Origin of the sequence: Profundibacter sp., assembly GCF_965277155.1 — a bacterium.
GTDB lineage: Bacteria > Pseudomonadota > Alphaproteobacteria > Rhodobacterales > Rhodobacteraceae > Profundibacter.
Genome location: NZ_CBDIBV010000009.1, coordinates 41,057 through 64,769, shown reverse-complemented (window position 1 = coordinate 64,769; position 23,713 = coordinate 41,057). Strand labels below are relative to the sequence as shown.

Here is a 23,713-nt window from a genome sequence, read left to right as displayed (position 1 = left end):
AAGCACCGTCACCAGGAGAAACCGGAAAAACCGGATCAGATATGTTTGAACAGCGGGCTTTTGGCCTTGCTGTCGTCGCGGCTGGATTCGTCGTAGAAATGTTCCAAATACATTTCCTTTTCAAACAAACGCCCCTGCATCAGGGTGGTGATGCAGGCGTCGATCATCGGTGGCGGGCCACAGAGATAGGCGACGTGGCCCTTGAACCGACCATCAAAGGCACGCTCGGCCGCTTCATGGACAAAGCCGCGCTCGCCCTGCCAGTTGCTATCTTCCGGCTCGTTTGACAGCACCGGAATATAGGTGAAGTTGGCGTGTTTTTCGGCCAGTTCGCTGAACAGGTCATAGTAATACAGGTCTGCCTGATCGCGCGCGCCATAGATCAGGGTGATCTGACGGTCTTCGCCGGTTTCCAGCAATTCCAGTATCATTGATTTGGGGCTGGACAGGCCAGAGCCACCGGCCAGAAAGATCATTGGCTCGGGCCTGGATTTGCGCACGAAGAACCGCCCGTAAGGGCCGGTCACTTTCAACGCGGTGCCCTCGGTCAAATCGTCGTACAGCCAGGTCGTGGCTGCGCCGCCCCTGACCTTGCACACGTTCAGTTCGATCTCGTCAGCCTTTGAGGGCGGCGAAGCGATCGAGAAGGCGCGCGGGCGATCCCCGGCGGCAGGCACATGCAGGTTGATGTACTGGCCAGCCTGAAAATCGATCGGACCGTCCTTCAGCTTCAAGGTGATGCCGACAATGCGGTCGGAAAATCTGGTGATTGCGCTGACGGTCGCGGAAAAGTCGCGCACGGGAATTGAGCGCGCATCCGGGTCTTCTTCGATATCGGCCTCGATGACCATGTCGCTCGTCGGCGTGGCGGTGCAGGCAAGGCACTTGCCCTCGTCGCGCTCCATGTCCATCAAGGCAAATGGCGAGGCGTCGCCGTGTTCGACTTCGCCTTCCAGAATATCGACCTTGCAGGTGGCGCACAGCCCGTGCCCGCAGGCATGGGGAAGGTAAACACCTTCGCGCAGGGCCGCGTCGAGGAGGGTTTGCCCCTCCTCGACCTCGATCGTGACCCCGAGGGGTTCCACGGTTACTTCGTAGCTCATTGGCGCTCCGATGCTTACCGTGGTCCGAGGCTGTTGAGCCCCGGGGTCTTGAAGCGCAGCACCGACTTGTGGCCGATGCCGTTTTCATCCAAGCTCTTGTCCATGTCCGGCGTGAGCGGGGCATTATCGAGCATCCACTCGACCTTGCCCCATTCGATTTTGGCAAAGTCCGGGTCTGGCCCATAGGCCGCCGGGATCACCTCGGCCACCAGCGCCCCGAAGGGCATGCCGACAGGCAGGGGGAAAGCCATGGGCGAGCTGACCATAACATGCTGATCCCAGCCGATGATGACCATGGTATTGCCATGGAAGTTCTCGATACCGTCCTTGACGATCGCCGGATAGTCTCCGATTGCAGTAACAGACATAATGCGTCTCCTTTTCCGTTATTCCGCTGCGGTCGGCTTGGTGTCTTGAATCCCGTGCCATTCGTTCCAGCGTTTTTCATCCGGCGAGCCGACATAGTCCATATTGTCCGCTCCCAATTCGAACCCGTACCATTTCAGCACGTTCTCCAGCCCTTCGCCGCCACAATTTCCCTGGAAGATCTGCTGTGGAGGCAGCCACGACTGCACGTATTTCTCGGGCTCGTCATCAAAGATGGTTTTGCACATGTCCGAGCAGAAGTGGTACTTGTCACCCTTGTATTCACTTGAGCGATAGACAACCTGCGTCGGGTCATTTTCCATGTCGGTAAAGCCCATGGGTATCTGGCAGGTCTGACAAATACACGGCAGGGTCTGGCTGTAATAACGCTCGCCCTTGGCCTCCTGCTCTTTCCAGTGTTCGAACCGCGGACGGTAGTATTTGTCGAACGTGTCCGGGTATTTGGCGCTGAGCCAGTCCATCTTCTTTTCGTCCGGCATCCATGTATGAATCGCCGCGGCGGCAGTGTGGTTGTAAAGGATGCCCCAAACCTGATGGCTCAGATGCTCTTTCTCTTTGGCGCAAAGCTCGGCGTAGCTGGGCACCTTGATGCCGTAGCGGGCCAGATCCTTGAACAACGCACCGCCGTTTTCCTCGAAATAGATCTCCCAGGCTTCTTTCCAGGACATCGGGCTTTCGGGCAGCATGTAATCCATCATTGCCGAAACCAGAGACAGCACTTTGTAGCCGCGCCACAACCATTTATCGATCCATTTTTGAACGATCGGTACGTTGGCCTCGTCCTGCTCGAGCATGAACTTGATGGCCTCAAGGCCAAGCGTCATGTGGCGGGCTTCGTCCGATTGCGCCGAAAAGCCGAAGGTGACGGTGGACATGTCGCCGTTGAAGGCAGCACCCGACATGAACGGCACGAACAACAGGTTGGTCAGCACATATTCGAAGGAAAAGCCGACCGCGACCATGAATTCGAACGGGCCCGCCGTGTTGGCATCGTCAAAGAACGATTTGGGCACCGACAGATACCAGACCCGGTCATGCCATTCGCGGAAATTGTGCAGTCCGTCAAAGTGCTTGTTGTAATGGCTCATCGTGTGAACCTGGGTCTGCACGTGGCGCAACTCGTCCAGTGACTGCATCTGGCAGGCCACGCGGGCACCTTCACCCTCGAAATGGCGGCCCTGGCGGGCAAAGCCACGGTGGGCCTGATATTCCAGCGGCGACACGCCCTGCAGGAACAGTTTCAACGCGTTGACATAGCGCCCGTCCGTCAGGTTCAGCTGCCCGTTATTCTGGGCGAATGCATCTATGATTGCATAGAGCTTTTTCTCTTTCTCGCCCTGATATTTCCAATAGGCGTCCATGGTCATGCGGAACGGGTCTTCCCACGCGTCCCAGTCATGGATCTTGATCCCCTCGTATTTGTCGTAAGGGAAAATCTTTTCTTTGGATTGATAGCTCGGCTCCCAACCCAAACGGGTCATTGCCTTGTAGCGATCGCGCATATTCAGCTTTTTAGCCATGTCGTGTTCCTCCCGACAAATTAGTCATTCCAGTAAATAGTGAAGTGGTCATCCTCTTCATCGAGGTGCCCCCCGAATGAAATCAGCACCAGTTGCACATCCTGGGGTTCCCAATCAGGGTCGTCCTTGATTTCGCGAACTGTGTCACGGTTGATCACCAACTTGCCTTCGGCGGTGATGCGCACCATGGCCGGTTGCTGGTCGACCACTGCTGCCGGATTGTCCCTGACAATCGCCTCGACGATCGGGCGGGCTTCGTCATTGTCCTGAAGCGCCAGAAATACCTTGCTCATACCTGTCTCCCTTATACATCCACGCCATTCTTGCCTGCGCGTGCAATCAGCGCCTGCTTGGCATTTTCCAGAACTTCGGCACCGTTGTCGAAGGCAGCATTCACCAGCGGGGCGAGGGCCTCTTCGGCCTGGCCGAGCCAGCTGTTGAACCATCCGCTGACCAGTGCCTTGTTTTCGGCGCTTTCATCGGTGGCCACTTTGATCTGCTTATCAACCCAACGGCTGGTTTCCACGTTCCAGTCAAAGATGAATTCGGTCAGCAACGAATAGGCCGAGCCGCCGTCTGCCGTGACTTTCTTGTCAAACGCATCAAAGAAGATCGCATGAACCAGCCCGTCAAGCACCAGATTCTGCGCCACGAACAGCTCGAACCAATCCTCGACCACTAGGGTGTTTTCCACCACGCGGCGCAGGCCCTGCCATTCGGCATTGTCGGTCCAGGTCGCCTTGGCTGCGTCCAGAACGGCCGGGTCGTTGTCGGCCAGCAACAGGGCAATGCGGGTAATGTATTGCGCGTTGCCCAGCCGGTCGGCGGCGTTCAATATTGCCGTCGAGGTGATCGCCGCACCATAGCCCATGGCGCAAATCTGGGTGTTGTTCATGTTGGCGCCCCATTCGAAATGGCGCAGCGGCACGATGACATCCAGGATTTCCTGACGCACCTTGTAGGGCATGGCGGCGATAAGGCCGCGCTTTTCGGCGATCTTGAAATTGCGATCGGCCGAGTCCTGCTGTTGGGCGCGCGTCATGCAGTAATTGCCATAGTAATACTGGCGCGGATCCAGAAACTTGTACCAGTCCTCCATCACCAGCGCGGTGCGGGTGGCGTCATACAGCTCTTTTTCCGGCTGCCATGTCGGGCGGTAGTGGAAATGCTCGGTCGCCTGAATGTCGAACACCGCTTCCTGATAACGGCTTGCCGGCTTGTCACCACCAAGCCGTTTCGCCACATGGGTATAGGTGTGCCGGACCGGCTTGATCACCTTGGCCTTGATATCAATTTGCATCTGGGTTTTCCTCCTGGTTGCTCAGTGTTGGCGAATTTGTTAAATCTTTACGCTCGGTTCACCGTAGCGCCATTTCAACCGGTCATAATCCACCCGCTCAGCTTCCTCCGGGGTGAGATACTGCACCTTGTTATGGGCGCAAAAAGTCTGAAAAGCCTCAAATGGCAGCACCAGCTCGATATACATTTCCGGCTCGCCGATGGAAAAGTCGAACTCGATCAGATGGTTGTTTCGAATGCCGGTTATACGCACGTATCTGTTGTCCGGACTAAAAGTCTTGTCACCGTTACTCATATGCAGTTCCTTCCGCTGCGGGTTTCCATAGCGAAACCCCAATTCAGGGTCCTTAAGATTGACGAAGCGAAGCGCGGGCATCACAATGCCTTCAGGATGTTTTGCGGCGAGGATTCCCCGTAGGGATCATCCCCTGCATTGTCGGCAAATCCCGGCTCTTCGAACCAGGCCTCGATCTCGCCGTCATTTACCACTGCGCCGTAACGCCATGAACGCATGCCAAAGCCCAGGTTGTCCTTGATGACCAGCATGCCCATTTTTCGGGTAAACTCGCCCGAGCCATCCGGGATCAGCTTAACCTTCTGCAGATTTTGTGATTTTCCCCAGGCATTCATGACAAAGGAATCATTGACCGACAGGCAGTAAATTTCGTCGATCCCCTTTGCCACAAACTGGTCGTACAGCTTTTCAAAGTCGGGCAACTGAAAGGTCGAACAGGTCGGCGTGAAGGCGCCCGGCAGCGAGAACAGAACAACGCGCTTGCCCGCAAACAGGTCGCCCGTTGTCACATCCTGCCAGCGAAAAGGGTTGTCCCCGCCAATGGATTCATCGCGCACGCGGGTGTGAAATACGACGTCGGGTAGTTTCTTGCTTAACATATCAGGCCTTCCGAAGTATATCAGCTCAAGGTTTCCAGGAAATCATAGGCATCGGCGTTCGAACTGCAGCCCTGGCCTGCCGTTTCGTCGGTATCGGTGCCTTCTGCCGTATCGGCCCGGGCATAGCGGCCACAGCCACCGCACCCTCCACAGCATGTTTTGGCTTCGGTTTCTTCGGTTTCATTGCAGGTCATGAATTTGCTCCTCCGCAGTTAACAGTGCCTCTCCAATGCCAACACATTTCCCCAGTTTTTCCGGCCCGATACGGACTGGTCAGGCATGTGCGGGCAATCCTCCCCAGGATCAGAAAGCGTAGATTGTGATCTTAAAATACAAGGTTGCGCAATAAAAGCGTTAAGTCAACTTAAAAACGATATTTTTGACTACCAGATGTTTTTACGCCAAACATCCATTGTTTTTTGGATTTGTACGATTATGTTGGCCCGTATAACCACCAGAGAACCGGCCAAAGCCAGCCTTTGCAGATCGAATCGGAGAGCCCCATGACGGAAAACGCGGAAATCGGAAAAACCATCGGGGTTGCGGCTGTCCAGACCAACTATCACGACATTGGAACCGGGGATCCGGTGCTGTTCATTCACGGCTCGGGGCCGGGCGTGTCCGCCTGGGCAAACTGGCGGCTGAACATGCCGGTGCTGGGGCAGAAATTTCGTTGCATTGCGCCGGATATGGTCGGGTTCGGCTATACTGCCGCCCCCGAGGGCTTCGAATACTCCATGGAAAACTGGGTCGCGCATCTGCGCGGTCTGGTCGAGGCACTTGACCTGGGGCCTGTCTCGATCCTTGGCAATTCCTTTGGCGGGGCGCTGGCGCTGGCCTATGCCATTCGTTATCCCGAGGATGTGAACCGCTTGGTCCTGATGGGGGCCGTCGGGCTGAAATTCGACCTGACAGAAGGGCTCGATGCGGTCTGGGGCTATCAGAATTCGGTTGGAAACATGAAGCGCCTGCTGGGAATATTCGCCTTTGATCAGGGGCTGGTCAGCGATGATCTGGCCGAGCTGCGCTATCGGGCCTCGGCCCGACCGGGGGTGATGGAAGCCTTCAGCGCCATGTTCCCCGCGCCGCGCCAGCAATGGGTCGATGCCATGGCCAGCGATGAAGCCGATATTGCCGCCATTACCGCACCAACGCTGGTGGTACACGGGCGCGAAGACAAGGTTATTCCACCGGAAAACGCACAGCGCTTGTTCGAGTTGATGCCCAATTCAGAACTGCACCTGTTCCGCAATTGTGGCCACTGGACCCAGATCGAGAAACGCGACCGTTTCAATGCGTTGCTGAGTGACTTTCTGGCCGGATAGGTGCCATGACATATCCGGTTTTGCCCAGCCTGTTCCTGTCCCACGGCGCGCCGTCTCTGGTGCTGGAGGATTGCCCCGCCCGCCACTTTCTGGCCGGCCTCGGGGCGGCAATGCCCCGCCCGCGCGCCATCGTGGTCTGCTCGGCCCATTACGAGGCGGCAGGTGCGCGCATCGGCGGTGCCGAACGCCCCGAAACCGTGCATGATTTCGGCGGCTTTCCCGATGCTCTCTATCAGATGACCTATCCCGCCCTCGGTGATCCGGTGCTGGCCGCCGATATCGCAGCGCGCCTGAAAGCGGCGGGAATTAATGCCGGGATCGACCCTGAGCGGGGGCTGGACCACGGCATCTGGAACCCGCTGATGCTGGCCTGGCCCAAGGCCGATGTTCCGGTTCTGCCGCTGTCGATCACCCCGTCGCGGGATCTGCGTTTTCACCATGAACTGGGCCGCGCGCTGGCTCCTTTGCGCCATGAAGGCATCTTGCTGATCGGCTCGGGTGCGATCAGCCACAACCTTGGCCGGTTCTTTGGTGCGGTGCACCGGCTGGATGCCCCCGAAGCCGCCTTTGCGCGCGGTTTTGCCGACTGGATCACCGAGCGTTGCAAGGCCCCCGATCCGGAGGTTCTTCTGAACGGCATCGACAGCTGGCCCGGGGGCCGTGAAAACCACCCGACCGACGACCATATCCTGCCGCTGTTATTTGCCCTTGGTGCCGGTGGGGAAGGGGCGCGGGGCAAGCGCCTGCATCGCTCGACCAACTACGCGGTGCTGCCGATGGATGTCTTGCAGTTTTCCTGATCTCAGAAAAATCGGTCGAAATAAAGCTGGTCGAACAGGACCTTGTGTTCGATCATCAACATCCGCTGCACCGCATCGGTCATTGGCGGCGGGCCACAGAAGTAATAGTCATATGCCGCCATCTCATCCCCCAGCGTGCGTTCGGCCAATTCGTGAATGAAGCAACAATCGCCGTCCCATTCGCCGGCACGGGTTTCATCGGAAATGGCGTTGAAACAGGTGATTTCGGCACCAGGGCCGTTCAGTTCGGAAACCAGACCCGGCGTGCAGATATCCTCGGGGCTGCGCCCGCCATAGAACATCAGCACCCGCCGCCCCGCCATTGCCGGATCACGGGTTGCGGCGCGGGCAATCGACATCACGGGCGAAAGCCCCGAGCCACCCGCGATGCAGACGATATCGCGGCCATTCTCGGGGCGGAAATAGGATTTCCCGTATGGCGCATCTATGGGCAACACGTCACCGAGTTGCAGGGTGTCGAACAGATAGCCGGTGCCGGCCCCACCGGGAACGTGCTTGATGATAAAGCGCCATTGCCGGGAATCATTGGGCAGGTTGGACATGGAATAGGCGCGCGCACCGGTAATGCCGGGCAGATCGAACATCGCGATCTGGCCGGGTAGGAAACGCTCGGCCCCGTCACCCTCAAAGACAAATTCGGCCATGTCCGCAGTCAGCATATTGACCTCGCGCAGGGTCAGGCTGCCCCTTTGCGGGCGTGCCACCCTGTCAGGTTCGGCTTCCGGGTCGGGGTTGAAACGGATCACCGCATCGCCATCGGGAACACATTGACAGCCAAGCATCCGCCCTTTGCGGATGTCACGCCGGCTCAGCCCCGGCGCATCGGGCCACAGCGTGGTGAATGTTCCTTCAATCGCCTCGAACTTGCAGGCACCACAGCCCCCAGAATTGCATTCATAGCTGAAATTCACACCGGCACGCAGGGCCGAGCGCAGCACGGTATCGCCGCTGTCGCACTCAAACACGTCTCCGGTGGCATCCGATTTAATCCGGTAGCTGGTCATATCATTTTCCCGCGCGGTTTTTGTGAAATTGTAGATCCAGGGAACAGCGGGTGGCAGAACGGTAACGCCGCTCTGCCACCCGCATTTATTGCGATTGTATCAGCCCAAGCCGAGCGACTTGCGGAACGTTGCGGCAGCGGCTTTGGCATCGTGCGCGGCATCCGGACGGTCAGGGGTGGCGGCGCAATAGGCCTCGACGGCCTTGTCGGCAAGCGGTTGCCATTTGGCAATCCAGCCTTCCAGCACCTCTTTGTTGCCATCCTGGGTCAGAGCCATTTCCACAAGGGCGGTGGCCCAGCGGCGGTGACGTTGAGCATCCAGCATCTGGGCCTGGGTCAGCAAGCCAAGCAGAGTGTCGCCGTTTTCGCGGCCCGCCTTGCCAAGCTGCACCAGCAACGCTTCTTCGATGGCCGGTTTGGCGACCAGATTGATCGCCACAAAGGCCTCGCCCCAGTCCCAGGCAATCAGCGCCTTTTCCAGCAACTCGCGAAAGCCCTGCCAGGCCGGATCATTTTCCCAGATCGCGCGCTCGTTCTCGCCAAAGCCCGCCCCGGGGTGATTGTTGGCCAACTCGCGTGTGCGATAGGCGGTGTGGGTCAACCAACGCAGGCTGTCGGCCGTCTGGAAAATGGCGCAGTTGGTGATGGTGCTGGCGGGTGCCATTTGCATGATATAGGCCGAGGCCATTTGCAGCGCGTGGAATGGATAGCGCGACGGCGTATAGAGTTTCGCCAGCGTATCTACCCAGTCCTTTTCCAGTGCCTGATCATGTTCGCGCTCGGCGAACTGGTCGAACATCGAGTTGACGTGCACCTCCTGACCATCCTGGATGATGTTATAGGTGCGATAGATGAACTCGTCGGGGTCGCGAAAGGTGTCCCAGTCATCGTGCTTGAGCGCCCCTCCATAGCAATATTGCTCGTACCACTGGTTCCACGGTGAATCCGGGCTTTGTTCATAAGTAGCTTCGGTGTTGGAGTTACGATAGTGCATGCGCACGCTCACAACGTCGTATTCGCTGGGCCGCTTGCGGTTGCCGGCCAGATGCGACCAGGTTTTCAGCGGCTTCAAAGGGGTTGGGGCTACAGCTTCTTCAGCCATGATGTTTCCTTTCCTGTGTCAGATCCTTCTGGCGCGCGGCGAGACCATCGTACCGCAATGCGCCGGAATGGCTTCAGACAGTGATGTTGAGATAAAAACGGACATGATCGTCGCTCATGCGGATTTGCCCGGCAAAGGAACTGAGGTTGATTTCCAGATCCTTCATCTTGAACGGACGCCCCAGCATTTCCTCGATGGTTTCCTGTCTGAGAACCATCTCCTCTTCGGCCTGAATGCGTAGATAGGCCAGCCGGTCCGAGACGACAATTTCCTTGTCGGGATTGTCGATCTCGGCGGCCTCGGCCACGGCGCGGGCAACATCACCGGCCCGAATAACCGGACCAACCATGTTGTTGTTAAGCATGTCTCTTGAGGTACTCATTTCTTTCCTCCTTGCGGCACGCTTTGCGCACCTTTCCCTGTTGAGGCGAGCCGACCTGCAGAACGGCGGCTTGCTGTTTTTTCAATTACGAATGAGATTTGAACGGCGTGATGCCTTCGGTGCTGACATAGATGTCGTCCCCGTCGACCCTGACCGGGTATTCAGCCAGTTGGCAGTCTTTGGGATTGACGCCCTGGCCGGATGCGCTGTCGAACTGCCAGAGATGGGCGCGACAGGTGATGACTCCCTTTTCGAACTCACCTTCTGCCAGCTCGATATCCTGATGCGGGCACATCCCCTGATAGGCTTTGAACACCCCGCCTTCGAGGGCAACGATCAGAATGGTTTGACCATCGCTGGTCTCGAACGCATCCATCTCACCTTCCCAGACATCGTCAAGGGTGCAAATTTTCTCAAACTTCATTGTTTCGGATCCGTCCATTCCGGCTGTTACGCGTCTGCAAAGATGATATCGACGGTTTCGGTTGGCATCAGGTTTGCCTCGCTGACCTTCATGTCCCGTGGGAACATCTCGCCATTGCTGTGCCGGCGCACGCGCAAGACCTTGTCCGGCTGTGGCCGCACCCGACGGTTGATCGAATGCTCGGCAGCGGCAGCGGCAACCTCGTCCATGGTGTTCTCGGTATCGACCGGCAACAGTTGGAGCACGAAATCACGCTCGAAATTCGAGCTTAGTGGAAATAAAGCCATTGTTTTTCTCCCTTATTCAGCCGCTTTGGGCATGTAGTGTTTGACCCACTCGTAATTATGGGCATCGTCGCCCATTTCACCGGGGGCGAGGTTCATGTATTCAAGGCCACCGGCCAGATCCATCGGCTGAATCTTGCCCGACAGGAAACGGTCGATAAAGCTCAGGTGGTTCTTGTAGCGATCGGGATCGACCTTGAAGCACCAGCGGTCCACATCCGAACCAAAGTGATACAGGCGGCCCTCATGCTCGTGCGCGAAATCTCTGACCTCCCATTTCTGGCCGGGGACCCCGACGATCGGAATATTGGACATGTTGCAGATCATCGGCAGGGTGGCCGGGCCGGTCAGTTCCGGCCTGCCTTCGACCAGGTTGTCGATGACCACATCCCAGGCCTCGCCCCATGTGTCGTTCCAGCCGGGGTACTTCTCTTCCAGCCATTCGCGATCAGCCGGGGTTACACCGGCGGCCGGGTTCCACCAGGCCGTCGGGCGCCAGTACCAGACCCCCATATGCATGCCGTGATGGGTGGTATCCAGATCGTGAAGGAACTGGTCCCAATACCAGGGCGTATCAAGCCCAAGGTCCACCAACTGGCGCTCGAACTGACCGACAATCCATTCCTGCATGAATTCCTTGAAGGACTGGTTACGATGCTCCAACGGCGTGTAATAGTCCATCATCGGGCCGGTGAGAATCGAAAACAGCTTCCACGAACGCCAGAAGGCGACGTCAATCATCTGCTGGGCTTCGTCCTTCTTGCCGTTCTCGATCAGCAGTTTCAGCGTCGGGCCGCCCTGCTGGGCGTGGCGCGCTTCGTCTGTCTGGATGCTGGAGATCAGGCTGGCGAAGGTATGGTCGCCCGCTTCGGCCGCATCGGCGGCAAGGCCGAGGAACTGCATGTTGGTAAAGCCGGTCTCGAAGGCGAAAGTCAGCATCAGCGCCACTTCGGTAGAATCGCGCGTCAGCATGATGTCGTCGAAATACGATCGCGCGGCGATGGCGGCCCATTCGTTGGAATGCAGCGCCTTCCAGCCCCAGTCCCACTGACGGTCCCGCTTAGTATGTTCATGCGGGAAATAGACTTGGATCTGGCCGTGGCGCAATTCGTCCATCATGCCGAACGTCGCCATGTTGCGATTGCCTGGCGCCTTGGAAAAACGCATCATCCGCGCCTCGGCCGAAGCCGCGGCATATTCAGCCAGCGCGATGCCGCCGTAATGCGCCTTGAGGATGGAGACCCAGCCGGGATCGGCGGTATCCACGTAATTTGCCCGCTCCAGGGCCGCCTTGACCGAATAGGCCCCGCTGTCCTTTTCGCGCTGCACAGACACATATTCGGGATATGTCACCTTGTAGGGCTCGTCATAAGAATCCCACGCGTCCATTGAGATGCCGCGGGCACCGCTTTTGTCTTCGGGGAACAGTTCGTCCTCGGTGACGTATTTCGGTGTCCAGTTGGTCGCCCTTGTCAGATCATACCATTCTTCACGTTCAAGCATTTTCAGCTCCTCCACTGTTGCGTTGTTTCTGCATCCTGATCCGGATGTCAGGGGCGTATCAGCACCTTGTTGATTCCGTCTTCCTTGCCAAAGAAAGCCGCATAGCTCTTGTCGATATCCGCGAGCGAAAACTCGTGGGTGAAGTATTGTGACGGGTCAATCACGCCCCGTTCCATCAGGCGCAGGGCGTCCCACATGAAGGGCTGCACATTGGCGAACCCGTTCATATGCAGGGTGATATCGCGCAGGAATACATCCATCGGAACCAGATTGAATTCCGTATCGGTAAACACGCCAATGGCAGCAATGGTGCCGCCAGGGCGGATCAGGTCCAGTGACATCTGCAGGGATTCCGGCGTGCCAACCACCTCGATTACCTTGTCGAACCCGCGCCCCTCGACCATTTCGAGCGCGGTTTCCTTCCAGCCCTCGCTGCCGGGATCAAGCACCGTAACACCTTTCTCGGCTGCCGCCTTGCGCCGATGCACAACCGGATCCAGCGCCAGAACCTTGCCCGGTGCCCGCTGCAAGGCGATATCGAGGCTCATCAATCCGGTCGGGCCAAGGCCGATCAGCGCCACATTCTCGCCCGGCTCAATCGCGGCCAGCCGGTTGGCAATCACCGCCGAGGGCAGGTTGCACGACAATGTCAGCGCCGCGTTGTCGGCGATCGTGTCTGGCACCTTAAGGGCATGGGCATCGGCATGGGGCAAAACCAGCGCTTCGGCGTGGGTGCCGTTGAGGTCGCCGAATGCCACGCCAAACCCGTAGACGGCCTTGCCCGTGGTCTCGCAATGGGCGGTTTGCCCGACCTGGCAGGTATAGCATTCCCCGCAGGAACAGGAATAGGCCATGGTCACCCGGTCACCGGGGCGAAAGTTGCCGACACCCTTGCCGGTTTCGCGCACAATGCCGATCAACTCATGCCCGGTCTGCGAGCGCCCCTTTTCCATGATCCCGTCAAGGGCACCCCGATAAAGATGCAGGTCCGACCCGCAAATCGACGTGGCTGAAACCTCGACCAGCATTTCATGATCATTTTTTATTTTGGCATCCGGCACATCTATTGCGCGAATATCCTTGGGGCCGAAATATACAGATGCTTTCATTTGCTCCTCCCAGGCAAAAATGATGGTGACGTCCCTTTGCGGGTATCTTGTCCACCTTGCACATTACCCTATCACCAAAAAACACCCTATCACCAAAAAACCATATTGCAATAAAAAACGGTTTTTTGTCAATATAGCTATATTTGGTAAAAAATATGCGGCTTTTCACGCAAAAACAATCAGTTAAGCGTTCAGGTCCAGCCGAAAAATCTGGGAAACAGATCTCATGCCGCGGTACACATTTTGTCGCATCACCACGGGACAGCACGGCATCGTCAACCAGGACGGGCGGGGCAGCTAGCATGGATTCTTCGTGTGCTGATCGGGCACGGACGTGCTTTCCCGCATATGTGCGGCCGCCGTCCGGAACCGGCGGGATTTTGCCCGTGACCGGAGTGCCCGCAAGACCGAAATCATCCGCATGGCCAGCGCGTTCGAACATGATGATATGAAACGGGCGCAATGACACCATGGCATGCGCGGCGCTTCCAAACCACTCGACGACAATCGAAAATTCCCGCGCTGATACATGAATAAGAGACTGAAACTACGCGCATTTATCGCGAATATTGCCACCATGCGCCCCCGCACGCGAGACAAACTTTTTCTATGTCGTGTCCACCGCCACTTGCCTTCATTAAAACGCGGATATGCCCCGACGCGGGGGTGATTTTCCTTATGTTTCAAAGGGGTTTAGGCCTGGTGACCGAACCCGCGAGAATGCCCGATCACCTCATTACGCTCTCTAATCCCCGTTTCTCTCTATTCGACCGACCTTCGGGGCGTTTAAGGTCGGTCACGAAAACTCCAATAAAACAAGGATTTTTCGTGAATTTCGTGCCCGACCGGTTGCAACGATGTCAAATCCTCTCACTCGACGAGAGAAACCCGAAGGGGGCGTTTTGGCGCGAAAAGCCGCAGGGCAGTGCGGGGGTGACTTCGGTGGATGCATTGAACAGGGGCCACGAGAATGGCGCTGCCTTTTCCTGTGATAACCAGATACAATCTGGAAATTGGAGGACAGTTTGTACGATATCATTCCCGACATTCACGGCCAGTTTGAAAAGCTGGAGCACGCTCTGACCTCACTGGGGTATGCAAGGCGAAACGGAGCGTGGCGGCACTCGGACCCCGGGCGCATTTGCGTTTTTCTGGGCGATTTCATCGATCGTGGCCCGCGAAACGAGGATGTCATCGCTCTGGTGCGCGGGATGCTGGATGCCGGAACAGCGCTGGCGGTGATGGGCAATCACGAACTGAACGCGATCCATTTCCATACCAAGCATCCCGAAACCGGCGTGCCTTTGCGCCCGTGGTCCCCTAGAAACCTGCGTCAGCACCAGAGCTTTCTGGATGAATTCCCGCCGGAAAGCACCGCCACGCGTGATGTCATCGGCTGGATGCGCAGCCTTCCGCTCTATCTGAAACTTGACGGGTTTCGCGCCGTGCATGCCTGCTGGGACGAGGGGCTTATTGCTCGGCTGGAGACGGAAACGGCCTCGGGCGTGCTATCGGAAGAAAAACTCATCATGGCCGCCGATCCGGCCGATCCGCTCAATGATCTCGTGGAAACTATTACCAAAGGCCCCGAGGTTATCTTGCCGAATGGGCACAGCTTTGCTGACAAGGATGGCAACCAGCGCACCGAGGTGCGGGTAAAATGGTGGAATGGGGAGGGACAAAGCTGGGCCGACATTGCCATGTCAGTGCCCGAACCGGATGATTTACCCAAGGGTGGGCTGCCTGCGGATGTATCGGCAATGGTCTACCCCGAAACGGCCAAGCCGGTGTTCTTCGGCCATTACTGGCTGACCGGGCAGCCGGTGTTGCAAGCCCCGAACGCTCTGTGTCTTGATTATTCCGCCGGCAAAGATGGTCCGCTTATGTCATATGGTATGGACGGGGATGATCGGCTGACATTGGAAAAGATCAAGCGCCACGGGGATTGAATATTAAAGACCTCTGCATGAGGCCATGGCTTTCGGTTGAAGCAAGATTTCGGCCGCCCACCTTGCGCCCCTGCGGGTCCGGCGGACAGACGGGTGGCGGGGTTTGGGGCTATGCGATTGCGGGGGTTTGCGGGTTGAGGGTGATCCTGTTTGCGGCCTTGAGCAGGTTTTGCGCGATGGCGGCCATGACCATCTGGGCATGCACCCTGGCGCGCCCGAAATATCTCGCCCGCTGCAGGCCGAAGAGGCGTTTCATCGTGCCGAAAGTCTGCTCGATGCGGAAGCGGCGTTTCGAAATCAGCCGGTTGAAGCGTTTCTCCGATTGCCGCAGGGGGCGGCCGCGCGCTGCCTTGCGCAGGATGCCGTCGCGGTATTTGCCGCGCAGCATCTGGCGGTTGGCCTTGCTCGCATAGGCCTTGTCGGCCAGCACCCGCTGCGCCTTTGCGCCCGCGATCATGGTGGCGAATTCGGGGCTTTCGGCGGCATTGGCGGGCGTGGTGTGCACCTTGTCGATAAAGCCCTCTTCGTCGCAGCGGGCAAAGCCCTTGTAGCCGAGCGTGCTCTTGCGGCCCTTCTTGACCCAGCGGGCATCAGGGTCGGCGCTGAAATGCAGCTGTGCCCCGTCGGGTGAGACCTCGGGCGGATCATCCGGCGTCCCTTCCCTTGCCCCGTCCTCTGCCCGGTCCTGCGGGGCGTCGATATGGGTGCGCGGGCGCGCCGCCGCCGCGATCAGGGTCGCATCAATGATCGCCGCCTCAGCCTCTTTCAGCTTCAGCCCATGCGCCTCGATCTGGCGGCAGACCTCGGCCAGCAGCTCATCGTAAACGCCACCCCGGACCAGCGCATTGCGGAACCGGCAGTGGGTCGTCTCATCCGGCACCGACGCGTGCAGATCGAGCCCGCAGAACAGCATGAAATCCAGCCGCACCTTCAAGGCCCGCTCCAGCTTCGGGTCGCTCAGCCCGTGCCACTGGCCAACCAGAAGACACTTGAACAGAACCAGCGGATCATAGCCCTGAGGCCCGATCCCCGAGCGCCCCAGACCGCGCCGCAGGATCGGCAAAAACGAGTTCCAATCCATCAGCGCGTCGATCTTCGACAGAACGTCATCCGCGCCGATCCGTGCCGCCGCTTCGTGCAGGAAAAGGTCCATCTATTCACCCCAGAGATTTCCCGGCTAGCTTACCAAAACGGCCAACCCGGGGGAATCCCGATGTTATGCAGAGGTCTTTATCATCCAGTTTCAAACACCGCGGCCTCTTGCTCGGCCCAAGGCAATGATACGGCATCGATCAGATCAATGATCCTGACGGCCGGAATTTCCTGTTCCACGATCATGCGCTCGATGACTGCGGGCGCAAGGTAGGCGAGGCGGATTTGGCGACTGACATGCCGATCAGCCAGCTCTGCATCGGCCGCGAGATCGCTGATCGTGTTCGCCTCCCCAGTTTCCGCCGCCATTCCCATGCGCGGGCCAGGGCGCGCAGGATGTGGGGGTCCTGTTGGCGGTCTTCGGCATCGAGCCGGTTCTCGGGCGGCAGGATCTGGGTGCGACCGTTGCGGCGGCGGTATTCCAGCGGCACGAATATGCGGATGGTGTCGGGGGTGTTCATATGCTTGCCTCCTGCCCAGTCATCAATTCGGTTGCCAACCCCTTCAGCCCGTCGGCCCGCAGGTCGATCGCCAATCCCTCGCCGGTGACGGTCACGCGCTGCACCAGTAGTTGGACGATGCGGGCGCGCTCATTGTGGAAAAGCTGGGCCCAGAGGCTGTCGAAATCCTGTAGTGCAGCGGCAACCTCGCTGGTTTCAGCGTTGCTGCACAGTTCCGCCGCCGTGCGCGCGGCAATTTCGGGGGAACGCAATACACGGCGCAATTCGCGCACCACCGCGCCTTCGACCATGCCGGCGGCGAGGCGTTGCGGTGCGGCGGAGGGCTCGGTGTGGCGGATTTTCAGATAGTCGGTCGAAACGTAATAGCAGTATTCCTTGTTCTTCTTGCCGGTGTGATGCGGGGTCATGGCTGCGCCGTTCTCATGGAAAATCAACCCGCGCAGATAGGCGGGGTTTTTCGGCCGCCGCCCGCGCCGGTGCTTGCGACCGTTAGCTTTGAGCCGCTCCTGCACGCGGTCCCATGTGGCCTGATCGACGATGGCCTCATGCTCGCCCTGAAAGCTCTTTTCCTTGTGGCGCGCCATGCCCGCATAGACCGGATTTTGCAGCATGCGGATGACGAATTGGGAATTCGGTGGATTGCCCGCCTTGGTGGTCACGCCCTTGGCCTGCAGTTCCCGCGCCAGCAAGGTGCTGGAGCCAAGGTCGATATAGCGCTCGAACGCTGCCTTCACGATCGGGGCCTCAATATCATGGGGCACCAATTTCCGGTCCTGGAGCACATAGCCGAACGGCACGCTGCCACCCATCCACATGCCCTTCCGGCGCGAGGCGGCAATCTTATCGCGGATGCGCTCGCCGGTGACCTCACGCTCGAACTGGGCAAAGCTCAGCAGGATATTGAGCGTCAGCCGCCCCATCGACGTGGTGGTGTTGAAGGATTGCGTGACCGAGACGAATGTCACCTGATTGCGGTCGAAAATCTCCACCAGCCTGGCGAAATCCATTAGCGAGCGGCTGAGTCGGTCGATCTTGTAGACCACGATCACATCGACCAGCCCGTCCTCGATGTCGGCCAACATCTGGCGCAGCGCGGGGCGCTCCAGCGTGCCGCCGGAGAACCCGCCATCGTCGTAATGTTCGCGCACCGCGACCCAGCCTTCGGACCGCTGGCTGGTGATATAGGCCTCGCAGGCCTCGCGTTGGGCATGCAGCGTGTTGAATTCCTGCTCCAGCCCGTCCTCGGTGGATTTGCGGGTGTAAATGGCGCAGCGCAGTTTGCGGGTGGCTTGCAATGATCCATCCATCAGGCACCGCCTTTCCGCGCACGACCAAGGCCGAAAAATGCGAACCCGTTCCAGTGCTTGCCGGTGATGGTGTTGGCCACCTTGGAAAGCGATTTGTAGCGCTGGCCGCCATAATCGAAGCCGTCGGGCTGAACGGTGACCACATGAGTGACGCCCTGCCATTCACGGATCAGGCGGGTGCCGGGGATGGGTTTGCGATCGTCCAGCATTTTGGGCTGGCCGCCCAGCCGCTTGCCGTGCATCTCGGCGGACAGTGCCTTCAGCATCTGGCGGCTTTTCTTGGACAGCCCGCCATGGGTCAGTTCCTGAATGCGGTAGGCAATGCGGATTTCCAGGTAGGACCGGCTGTTGTTGGGCGCGCCAGAAGCAAAAAGCCGTTCCCATTCTTCCTTCAGCTCGTTCACGCTCATGGTTTTCAGGGCCGCGAGGCGGGAGAGAACGGTTTGGTCGGTGGCGGGGTGTTCGCCCGGTTTGGGCGGGGATGCAGGGGCGGACGTCATTTGCCACCCCCGATCCGGATCCTGGTGCGCCGCCCGCGGCGGCTCTTGCCGACCACCTCGACATAGCGGGGCGTATCAGGTTTGGGTTCGCCAGTTTCCGGCTCTGCCCCGCGCATCCGCCGGATGCCCGCCGCCAGGATGCGGCCCAGATCGGCCAGCCGCTCCTCCGCATTCATCCTGTCCACCGGAAAAGGGTCCGGCCCCACGATTTGTTCTTCCATAACGACCTCCAGAGAGTGAGTTGGTTTTGTCGTATGAAAGGGATGTGTGAGAGTATATCAAGTAATATCAATGAGTTGACGTAACCGTGCGTGGTGGGGCGAAAACATTAGAAAGGGATTGCCGAGGCTCACTCGGATTTCCGGATCCAATGTGTTCGTATGATTCTATTCTTGGTCTCTGAGCGCTTACGCCCAGCTTTCGCCGAACAGATCTGCCAGACCCTTCATGGGTTCCGGAAGATCAGTTTCGCACGTCAACCCGAGATATGTCGCTGCGCGTGTCGCGCCGACATACAGGTACTTATCGAATAGATCCGGATGTTGCTCGGCGAGGCGATCCAGACCGACGAAGAAAACCGCCTCGAACTCGAGCACCTTGATGTGCTCGACAGAGAATACCCTGACTTCACTTTCATTTCCCCTTACTTGCCCATTGGGACATGGAACAACCCGAATGTTCAAATCGGACAAGGTGTCACCAAGGCCTTCGGCGACTGGCAAAACCTCGTCTTCCGAATTTACCAGAATTGCGATGGAAGGTAGTTCGTGCAGGGATCGCTCGATTTCCTTGATCCGCTCTTCCAGCCATCTGGACTTACGCTCCAAATCATCCATGCCGACAGCCAAAAGCGGGGGCACCCCTTCATTTTCAGCATATTTGGGGAGAACGGCTTCAGCAGATGACTCGCCGGACACCTCGACGATTTTCCGGGCGAAATCATGGAGATTGCGAGTTTGGCGGTATGCGACAGTGATTTCGCGAGTTTGGATTTTCGGAAGTGCCCAATCCATATCCGTTTGTGTTCGGGTCCCCCAACTCGTTACGCGTTGATTGAAATCACCGCAGGCGAAAAACGAACGAATGCCGGGGCGAGCCAACTTTGCCATGCAGGCCTGCTGCAAAGGTGAAAAATCTGTGACCTCGTCGACGAGAACCTGTGTTTGATACAGGTCTTCCATTCTTTCCACGATGGCTTGGACAGGACCTTCGGAATCGCTCAGGATACGGGGGCCAGTGACGATCTCGTCCGAGATTTGCAGCATGGCCAGCAAAATCGCGTCGACTTCAATGGGGTGCAGGTCGGAGCGGCTGAAATCCTTTTGGCTGAACCAGCGATTTTCCGCCTGGCGCAGGCGGCGGAACTGCCGATACCGACCCGGTGTGCCATCGACATATCTCCTCACCGGATTGACGAACCATCTGAGGGCGGATTGGACGACCAGACTCTCGCCGATAGTAAGCAGATCGGAATCCTGTGGTAATCTGTCCCCGATCCAATCAAGGATTTTCCCAGTGTTGCTTTTTGGCGAGATTTTTCGCTTGCCAGCCTTGGATCTGGATACAGCACGTACAGCTTGGAAATACCGGGTGAAAGCAGCCTGGCGGCCAAACCTGGGTGTGTTTTCGCTATCCTCATCGTCCGCTTCCTGATCATCGGGCTCTTCGTCAGACTCGGCAAGGCTTTCAAGAAATTTCGCCAGATCATCCAAAAACTGCCGATCCTTGTTGACCAGAAGGTTGAGCGTGCTTCGAATTAGCTTATCGGACTCTTCTTTCAGGCGACCGAGCGTGGTTTGGATTTCTCCTGATAGTCCAAGCAAATCCGCGAAAAGACTCGGGCGCGGCGACGTTCCGGATTTCTCGATGAAGCGGATGGCACGGTCACCAAAATTCGAGATTTCGGGTGAAGAATGCTTACCAAGTTTTCGAGCGGCATCATTCATTTCCTGTAGGAAGGCCTCTCTTTGCCAATTGTCGAAATCCTCGAAAAAGACAGTTTGGCGAATTATGGTGTCCGGTGCGAGGGTTTCTGCTGGCCTCGACGGGTTCATTCTGAAGCCACTATTGCTGGTCGCGGAGCGCAAGATTTTGAACTGGTTTCGAGCCAGATTATCCCTGAACGACGTCCAGGTGCGAATTCTATCATCTGGTGCCGCGACGCCCTCCTTGGCAAATGCTTCCTTGACATAAAGCTTCAGGAGCTCTGTCGGCGTGAACATGATCCAGCTTTCGGAATGACGCTGCCGCCCGGTGGGATTGTCAGCCTGGACAAGGCGCTTTTCGTTCTCGTCAAGGAAATCAATATCAAGCTTCTGCCCGAGACGCCGGATTAATGTCGTGGTTTTTCCTGTACCGGGCGCGCCGAGGATCAGAAGTTGGCTGTCGAGTGGCAATCGGAAGATTTCATCCTGATACTGGTCGAGAATGGGTTGGTCGCGCAGGCCCATTTTCTTGATGACATTGCGGCGCAGCCCCTCGACGATCAGCCCTTCATCGGTTTCTTCGCTCAGAAGGCTGTCGAGCAGGCTTTCATCGATGTCATCCCCAGCTGATTTTTTCAGTAACGCGCGAAGAGATTCGACCGTGATTGGCCCGTATGATTCCCCGTGAAACGATGAATTGCGGGCATCCCATTCTGCGCTTGAAAATTCTGGATGGAAGCGAGCAACTTCAATGATTTCGACTTCAACGGTTTCACCGCCCCGAGGTAACGTCAGACCATCGCCAACGGGCATTGAGGCAAGACGACCGACCGGTGAACGATAGCTTGCCAGTTTGATCTCGTGATTATCTAGCGAAACCGTTGATTTCCTGCAGATGTAATAAGTTTGCCGGACGCCATCTTCATCCTCTACAACCACACGGGCAATGGCTGGCTCTTTGCACAGGAGGTGATAACCGTCGCGGGTGTTACTCGAAATGTTTGATTGTGTTTTTACGGCCTCTGTCCCGGTGAAGGTGTTGTTGACAGCGACATTCGTCGGGGTGACACCTTGCGTGGAAGAATCCAGCTCCGACTGAGCCGCCTCGGCCACCTTGGCAAAGGTATCCAGGGCTTCGCCGGCGACATTTTCGATTTGAACCTGGTTCTGTTGACTAATTGCCATCTATCGTCCTCTAAAATTGGTTTTCGTCCATCCACGAACGGTGCATTCCATTAATATCTCACGCCTTGCGGTATTGTCATACGGGAACCTCTAAAAATCCCCCAAAATCCGGCCTGACGGGGTAGAATCGTCATCAGGATGAAAATGATTCGACCGACGGGGTTTTGTCATGGGTCAGATGGGATTTTTTGATCTTTCCAGCCGATACGCGGGACTGGACAAATCTGGTGATCCGCTGGTGTTGCTCAACGACATGGTGCCGTTCGAGGATTACCGGGACGAGCTGAAGGCCATATGGCGCACGCCGCCCGAACAGCGCAAATCCAACGCTGGCCGCCCGCCTTGGGATGAGGTGCTGATATTCAAGACGATGGTTTTGCAGCAGCTCTACAACCTCTCTGACGATCAGATCGAGTATCAGATCCGCGACCGCCTGTCGTTCATGCGGTTTCTCGGCCTTGGCATTGAAGACAGCGTACCTGACGCCAAGACCATCTGGGCCTACCGTGAAAGGCTGGCCGGGGCCGGGAAGATGAAGGAGCTGTTTGACAAGTTCGATGCCTTTCTGCGCGAAAAGGGCTATCTGGCGATGGGCGGGCAGATTGTTGATGCGAGCATCGTTCCGGCGCCGCGCCAGCACAACAAAAGGGACGAGAACGAGAAAATCAAGGCGGGCGAAACGCCTGAAGAGTGGGAGGAAAAACCCCACAAGAAGCGCCAGAAGGACGTGGATGCGCGCTGGACGAAGAAGCACGGCAAGAGCTATTACGGCTACAAGAACCACATCAATGTCGACCGGCGGCACAAATTCATCCGCGCTTATGATGTCACCGATGCCGCCGTGCATGACAGCCAGGCGCTTGCCGGTCTGATTGATGCGAGCAACACCTCATCGGACCTGTGGGCCGACAGCGCCTATCGCTCGCAAAAGATCGAAAGCGAGCTGGAAGAGCGGGGGCTTCACAGCCATATCCATCACAAGGGCAGGCGCGGCAAGCCGCTTGGCGAGCGCCAGCAAAAGGCCAACCGGAGGCGCTCGAAAGTGCGGGTCCGGGTCGAGCATGTATTCGCTTTTCAGGAGCGCTCCATGGGCGGCAAGCTGATCCGCTCCATCGGCCTGAAGCGGGCGCGATTTCGCATCGGGATGATGAACCTGGTCTACAACATGAAGCGCTTCGTCCAGTTCGAATGCGGCCTGGCGGCGCCGGGATAAGGGTTCATGGGGTGAGGTGTGCCTGAAATACCCAAAACCGGCTTGAAACCGGTGAAAATGGGTTTATGATCCGAAGCAATCAGGCGGGACAGGCGAAAAACCGTCCACCCCGCCGCGAAGAAGGCGAAAACGGGAATTTACAGAGGTTCCCATACTTCAAGCTCTCCAAAGGCGGTTGCCATTGCCGAAATGGTCAAAGGTATCGGCGGGTTCTTCTTCCTCGAAATTGGCCGCATAGGGGTCGCCATCAAACAAAAGTAGCGAAATGCAGATCCCGAGGCGTTGGGAAAAGAACGCCAACTCGCGTACGGGCTCGCTCCCTCGGCTGAAATTCCAGACCCCAGCCGGAAGGCAAATGGCCTTGTCCTGATCTGATGCGATGCCGCTGGGCCCTTTCCCCGCTATAGCAGCTTCTGGAATCGGCATACCGGATCTGATGAAAACACCGCTCTTGTAGGCTGCCTTACTGGCTCGTCCCCAGAGGGCAAAACCATCCGTTGTGACCACCATGGCGGCACGTGTATCGGTGAACTCGATCCATTTTCGGATCGCGGCCATCAGCGAAACGCCGTACCGATCTGTAATGTGCCCCAGAAGATCGCGTGTCATTTCCTGGCGCCCCACCTGCTCGCGATAGTCATCAAGCGGCATCAACAGAAACGACGCGAAGGTGTCGGCCTCCTCCTCCCTGACTTTCTCAGCGCTTTTCCAAGTGTTCATCTGCATGGGCTGACATTCGAAATCGCACTCGCGAATAAGCTGACCGTCCTTATAGTCGAGTTTGGACAGCTGAGGCCTGTGCAGCATGTAATGCCCGAATTCGTGCGCAAGCGTGTCAATGAGCATTTAAAACTGACCCGGTTTC

The 23,713-nt window shown here is 57.6% G+C and carries 27 protein-coding genes; 5 read left to right on the top strand and 22 right to left on the bottom strand.

Annotated features, from left to right (window positions below):
* Positions 1–35 precede the first annotated feature (35 nt).
* From ACQY4M_RS07600 to ACQY4M_RS07565, 8 genes are read right to left on the bottom strand one after another with little or no spacing between them, the layout of a single operon-like run.
* The gene (locus ACQY4M_RS07600) at positions 36–1,103 is read right to left on the bottom strand and encodes an NADH:ubiquinone reductase (Na(+)-transporting) subunit F (protein ID WP_428542788.1); all 1,068 of its coding nucleotides are present in this window, start codon (positions 1,101–1,103) and stop codon (positions 36–38) included.
* Positions 1,104–1,117: 14 nt separating this feature from the next.
* The gene (locus ACQY4M_RS07595; RefSeq protein ID WP_428542785.1) at positions 1,118–1,471 is read right to left on the bottom strand and encodes a phenol hydroxylase subunit P4; all 354 of its coding nucleotides are present in this window, start codon (positions 1,469–1,471) and stop codon (positions 1,118–1,120) included.
* An 18-nt stretch (positions 1,472–1,489) separates the two neighbouring features.
* Positions 1,490–3,010, bottom strand: a complete 1,521-nt coding sequence (locus ACQY4M_RS07590) for an aromatic/alkene/methane monooxygenase hydroxylase/oxygenase subunit alpha (protein WP_428542782.1) — start codon at positions 3,008–3,010, stop codon at positions 1,490–1,492.
* A 20-nt stretch (positions 3,011–3,030) separates the two neighbouring features.
* Positions 3,031–3,303: an MmoB/DmpM family protein gene (locus tag ACQY4M_RS07585; protein ID WP_428542779.1), complete on the bottom strand. Its 273-nt coding sequence runs from the start codon at positions 3,301–3,303 to the stop codon at positions 3,031–3,033.
* A gap of 11 nt (positions 3,304–3,314) precedes the next feature.
* Entirely contained in the window at positions 3,315–4,310 is a 996-nt protein-coding gene (locus ACQY4M_RS07580; protein ID WP_428542776.1) for an aromatic/alkene monooxygenase hydroxylase subunit beta, read from the bottom strand.
* 39 nt (positions 4,311–4,349) lie between these two features.
* A complete protein-coding gene (locus ACQY4M_RS07575) occupies positions 4,350–4,685 on the bottom strand; it encodes a phenol hydroxylase subunit (protein ID WP_428542773.1) in 336 nt (111 codons plus the stop codon).
* The gene (locus ACQY4M_RS07570; RefSeq protein ID WP_428542770.1) at positions 4,685–5,203 is read right to left on the bottom strand and encodes a peroxiredoxin; all 519 of its coding nucleotides are present in this window, start codon (positions 5,201–5,203) and stop codon (positions 4,685–4,687) included. The genes ACQY4M_RS07575 and ACQY4M_RS07570 overlap by 1 nt, the downstream gene beginning before the upstream one ends.
* Positions 5,204–5,223: 20 nt before the next feature.
* The gene (locus tag ACQY4M_RS07565; RefSeq protein WP_428542767.1) at positions 5,224–5,397 is read right to left on the bottom strand and encodes a hypothetical protein; all 174 of its coding nucleotides are present in this window, start codon (positions 5,395–5,397) and stop codon (positions 5,224–5,226) included.
* A gap of 309 nt (positions 5,398–5,706) precedes the next feature.
* Here ACQY4M_RS07565 and ACQY4M_RS07560 point away from each other — a divergent pair, with 309 nt between their 5' ends.
* Complete coding sequence (locus tag ACQY4M_RS07560) at positions 5,707–6,528, top strand: alpha/beta fold hydrolase (protein ID WP_428542764.1); 822 nt, start codon at positions 5,707–5,709, stop codon at positions 6,526–6,528.
* Positions 6,529–6,533: 5 nt separating this feature from the next.
* A complete protein-coding gene (locus ACQY4M_RS07555) occupies positions 6,534–7,328 on the top strand; it encodes a DODA-type extradiol aromatic ring-opening family dioxygenase (RefSeq protein WP_428542761.1) in 795 nt (264 codons plus the stop codon).
* 2 nt (positions 7,329–7,330) lie between these two features.
* Here the strand turns inward: ACQY4M_RS07555 and ACQY4M_RS07550 are convergent, their stop codons facing one another.
* The 7 genes from ACQY4M_RS07550 to ACQY4M_RS07520 all read right to left on the bottom strand — a co-directional run bounded on the left by ACQY4M_RS07550 (position 7,331) and on the right by ACQY4M_RS07520 (position 13,156).
* Positions 7,331–8,353, bottom strand: a complete 1,023-nt coding sequence (locus ACQY4M_RS07550) for a 2Fe-2S iron-sulfur cluster-binding protein (RefSeq protein ID WP_428542758.1) — start codon at positions 8,351–8,353, stop codon at positions 7,331–7,333.
* Between the two features lie 99 nt (positions 8,354–8,452).
* A complete protein-coding gene (locus ACQY4M_RS07545) occupies positions 8,453–9,454 on the bottom strand; it encodes an aromatic/alkene monooxygenase hydroxylase subunit beta (RefSeq protein ID WP_428542755.1) in 1,002 nt (333 codons plus the stop codon).
* A gap of 73 nt (positions 9,455–9,527) precedes the next feature.
* Positions 9,528–9,836: an MmoB/DmpM family protein gene (locus tag ACQY4M_RS07540; protein ID WP_428542752.1), complete on the bottom strand. Its 309-nt coding sequence runs from the start codon at positions 9,834–9,836 to the stop codon at positions 9,528–9,530.
* Positions 9,837–9,921: 85 nt separating this feature from the next.
* The gene (locus tag ACQY4M_RS07535; RefSeq protein ID WP_428542749.1) at positions 9,922–10,260 is read right to left on the bottom strand and encodes a Rieske 2Fe-2S domain-containing protein; all 339 of its coding nucleotides are present in this window, start codon (positions 10,258–10,260) and stop codon (positions 9,922–9,924) included.
* A gap of 26 nt (positions 10,261–10,286) precedes the next feature.
* Positions 10,287–10,547 carry a toluene-4-monooxygenase system B family protein gene (locus ACQY4M_RS07530; RefSeq protein WP_428542746.1) on the bottom strand — a complete coding sequence of 87 codons (261 nt, stop codon included), beginning with the start codon at positions 10,545–10,547 and terminating at the stop codon, positions 10,287–10,289.
* Positions 10,548–10,559: 12 nt separating this feature from the next.
* A complete protein-coding gene (locus tag ACQY4M_RS07525) occupies positions 10,560–12,047 on the bottom strand; it encodes a toluene monooxygenase (protein WP_428542743.1) in 1,488 nt (495 codons plus the stop codon).
* Between the two features lie 47 nt (positions 12,048–12,094).
* On the bottom strand, positions 12,095–13,156 hold the full coding sequence (locus ACQY4M_RS07520) for an alcohol dehydrogenase catalytic domain-containing protein (protein ID WP_428542740.1): 1,062 nt from the start codon (positions 13,154–13,156) through the stop codon (positions 12,095–12,097).
* A gap of 334 nt (positions 13,157–13,490) precedes the next feature.
* Between ACQY4M_RS07520 and ACQY4M_RS07515 the strand changes: the two genes are divergently transcribed.
* Complete coding sequence (locus ACQY4M_RS07515) at positions 13,491–13,622, top strand: hypothetical protein (protein ID WP_428542737.1); 132 nt, start codon at positions 13,491–13,493, stop codon at positions 13,620–13,622.
* A 559-nt stretch (positions 13,623–14,181) separates the two neighbouring features.
* Entirely contained in the window at positions 14,182–15,105 is a 924-nt protein-coding gene (locus tag ACQY4M_RS07510; RefSeq protein WP_428542734.1) for a metallophosphoesterase, read from the top strand.
* Between the two features lie 109 nt (positions 15,106–15,214).
* On the opposite strand, the gene ACQY4M_RS07505 is transcribed toward ACQY4M_RS07510, so the two are convergent.
* The 6 genes from ACQY4M_RS07505 to ACQY4M_RS07480 all read right to left on the bottom strand — a co-directional run bounded on the left by ACQY4M_RS07505 (position 15,215) and on the right by ACQY4M_RS07480 (position 21,635).
* Positions 15,215–16,258 (bottom strand): IS5 family transposase, encoded by a 1,044-nt coding sequence (locus ACQY4M_RS07505; RefSeq protein ID WP_428539221.1) that lies wholly within the window; start codon positions 16,256–16,258, stop codon positions 15,215–15,217.
* Positions 16,259–16,338: 80 nt separating this feature from the next.
* Positions 16,339–16,566, bottom strand: coding sequence for a hypothetical protein (locus ACQY4M_RS07500; protein WP_428542731.1), 228 nt, complete (start codon positions 16,564–16,566; stop codon positions 16,339–16,341).
* Between the two features lie 148 nt (positions 16,567–16,714).
* Positions 16,715–18,025, bottom strand: a complete 1,311-nt coding sequence (locus tag ACQY4M_RS07495) for a recombinase family protein (protein WP_428542728.1) — start codon at positions 18,023–18,025, stop codon at positions 16,715–16,717.
* Positions 18,025–18,525, bottom strand: a complete 501-nt coding sequence (locus ACQY4M_RS07490; protein WP_428542725.1) for a DUF2924 domain-containing protein — start codon at positions 18,523–18,525, stop codon at positions 18,025–18,027. Before ACQY4M_RS07490 ends, ACQY4M_RS07495 begins: the two co-directional genes overlap by 1 nt.
* A complete protein-coding gene (locus ACQY4M_RS07485) occupies positions 18,522–18,746 on the bottom strand; it encodes a hypothetical protein (protein ID WP_428541215.1) in 225 nt (74 codons plus the stop codon). Before ACQY4M_RS07485 ends, ACQY4M_RS07490 begins: the two co-directional genes overlap by 4 nt.
* 186 nt (positions 18,747–18,932) lie before the next feature.
* The gene (locus tag ACQY4M_RS07480; RefSeq protein ID WP_428542722.1) at positions 18,933–21,635 is read right to left on the bottom strand and encodes an ATP-binding domain-containing protein; all 2,703 of its coding nucleotides are present in this window, start codon (positions 21,633–21,635) and stop codon (positions 18,933–18,935) included.
* Between the two features lie 169 nt (positions 21,636–21,804).
* Here ACQY4M_RS07480 and ACQY4M_RS07475 point away from each other — a divergent pair, with 169 nt between their 5' ends.
* On the top strand, positions 21,805–22,848 hold the full coding sequence (locus ACQY4M_RS07475) for an IS5 family transposase (protein WP_428539227.1): 1,044 nt from the start codon (positions 21,805–21,807) through the stop codon (positions 22,846–22,848).
* Positions 22,849–23,004: 156 nt separating this feature from the next.
* Here the strand turns inward: ACQY4M_RS07475 and ACQY4M_RS07470 are convergent, their stop codons facing one another.
* The gene (locus tag ACQY4M_RS07470) at positions 23,005–23,694 is read right to left on the bottom strand and encodes an ImmA/IrrE family metallo-endopeptidase (RefSeq protein ID WP_428542719.1); all 690 of its coding nucleotides are present in this window, start codon (positions 23,692–23,694) and stop codon (positions 23,005–23,007) included.
* Positions 23,695–23,713: the final 19 nt, after the last annotated feature.

Coding starts and splice junctions, on each gene's coding strand:
- ACQY4M_RS07550 (WP_428542758.1), bottom strand. CDS start 8,353: ATGACCAGCTACCGGATTAAATCGGATGCCACCGGAGACGTGTTTGAG.
- ACQY4M_RS07600 (WP_428542788.1), bottom strand. CDS start 1,103: ATGAGCTACGAAGTAACCGTGGAACCCCTCGGGGTCACGATCGAGGTC.
- ACQY4M_RS07525 (WP_428542743.1), bottom strand. CDS start 12,047: ATGCTTGAACGTGAAGAATGGTATGATCTGACAAGGGCGACCAACTGG.
- ACQY4M_RS07540 (WP_428542752.1), bottom strand. CDS start 9,836: ATGAGTACCTCAAGAGACATGCTTAACAACAACATGGTTGGTCCGGTT.
- ACQY4M_RS07530 (WP_428542746.1), bottom strand. CDS start 10,547: ATGGCTTTATTTCCACTAAGCTCGAATTTCGAGCGTGATTTCGTGCTC.
- ACQY4M_RS07495 (WP_428542728.1), bottom strand. CDS start 18,025: ATGGATGGATCATTGCAAGCCACCCGCAAACTGCGCTGCGCCATTTAC.
- ACQY4M_RS07595 (WP_428542785.1), bottom strand. CDS start 1,471: ATGTCTGTTACTGCAATCGGAGACTATCCGGCGATCGTCAAGGACGGT.
- ACQY4M_RS07580 (WP_428542776.1), bottom strand. CDS start 4,310: ATGCAAATTGATATCAAGGCCAAGGTGATCAAGCCGGTCCGGCACACC.
- ACQY4M_RS07565 (WP_428542767.1), bottom strand. CDS start 5,397: ATGACCTGCAATGAAACCGAAGAAACCGAAGCCAAAACATGCTGTGGA.
- ACQY4M_RS07560 (WP_428542764.1), top strand. CDS start 5,707: ATGACGGAAAACGCGGAAATCGGAAAAACCATCGGGGTTGCGGCTGTC.
- ACQY4M_RS07520 (WP_428542740.1), bottom strand. CDS start 13,156: ATGAAAGCATCTGTATATTTCGGCCCCAAGGATATTCGCGCAATAGAT.
- ACQY4M_RS07500 (WP_428542731.1), bottom strand. CDS start 16,566: ATGGCGGCGGAAACTGGGGAGGCGAACACGATCAGCGATCTCGCGGCC.
- ACQY4M_RS07490 (WP_428542725.1), bottom strand. CDS start 18,525: ATGACGTCCGCCCCTGCATCCCCGCCCAAACCGGGCGAACACCCCGCC.
- ACQY4M_RS07480 (WP_428542722.1), bottom strand. CDS start 21,635: ATGGCAATTAGTCAACAGAACCAGGTTCAAATCGAAAATGTCGCCGGC.
- ACQY4M_RS07570 (WP_428542770.1), bottom strand. CDS start 5,203: ATGTTAAGCAAGAAACTACCCGACGTCGTATTTCACACCCGCGTGCGC.
- ACQY4M_RS07535 (WP_428542749.1), bottom strand. CDS start 10,260: ATGAAGTTTGAGAAAATTTGCACCCTTGACGATGTCTGGGAAGGTGAG.
- ACQY4M_RS07590 (WP_428542782.1), bottom strand. CDS start 3,010: ATGGCTAAAAAGCTGAATATGCGCGATCGCTACAAGGCAATGACCCGT.
- ACQY4M_RS07575 (WP_428542773.1), bottom strand. CDS start 4,685: ATGCCCGCGCTTCGCTTCGTCAATCTTAAGGACCCTGAATTGGGGTTT.
- ACQY4M_RS07485 (WP_428541215.1), bottom strand. CDS start 18,746: ATGGAAGAACAAATCGTGGGGCCGGACCCTTTTCCGGTGGACAGGATG.
- ACQY4M_RS07545 (WP_428542755.1), bottom strand. CDS start 9,454: ATGGCTGAAGAAGCTGTAGCCCCAACCCCTTTGAAGCCGCTGAAAACC.
- ACQY4M_RS07505 (WP_428539221.1), bottom strand. CDS start 16,258: ATGGACCTTTTCCTGCACGAAGCGGCGGCACGGATCGGCGCGGATGAC.
- ACQY4M_RS07585 (WP_428542779.1), bottom strand. CDS start 3,303: ATGAGCAAGGTATTTCTGGCGCTTCAGGACAATGACGAAGCCCGCCCG.
- ACQY4M_RS07470 (WP_428542719.1), bottom strand. CDS start 23,694: ATGCTCATTGACACGCTTGCGCACGAATTCGGGCATTACATGCTGCAC.
- ACQY4M_RS07475 (WP_428539227.1), top strand. CDS start 21,805: ATGGGTCAGATGGGATTTTTTGATCTTTCCAGCCGATACGCGGGACTG.
- ACQY4M_RS07555 (WP_428542761.1), top strand. CDS start 6,534: ATGACATATCCGGTTTTGCCCAGCCTGTTCCTGTCCCACGGCGCGCCG.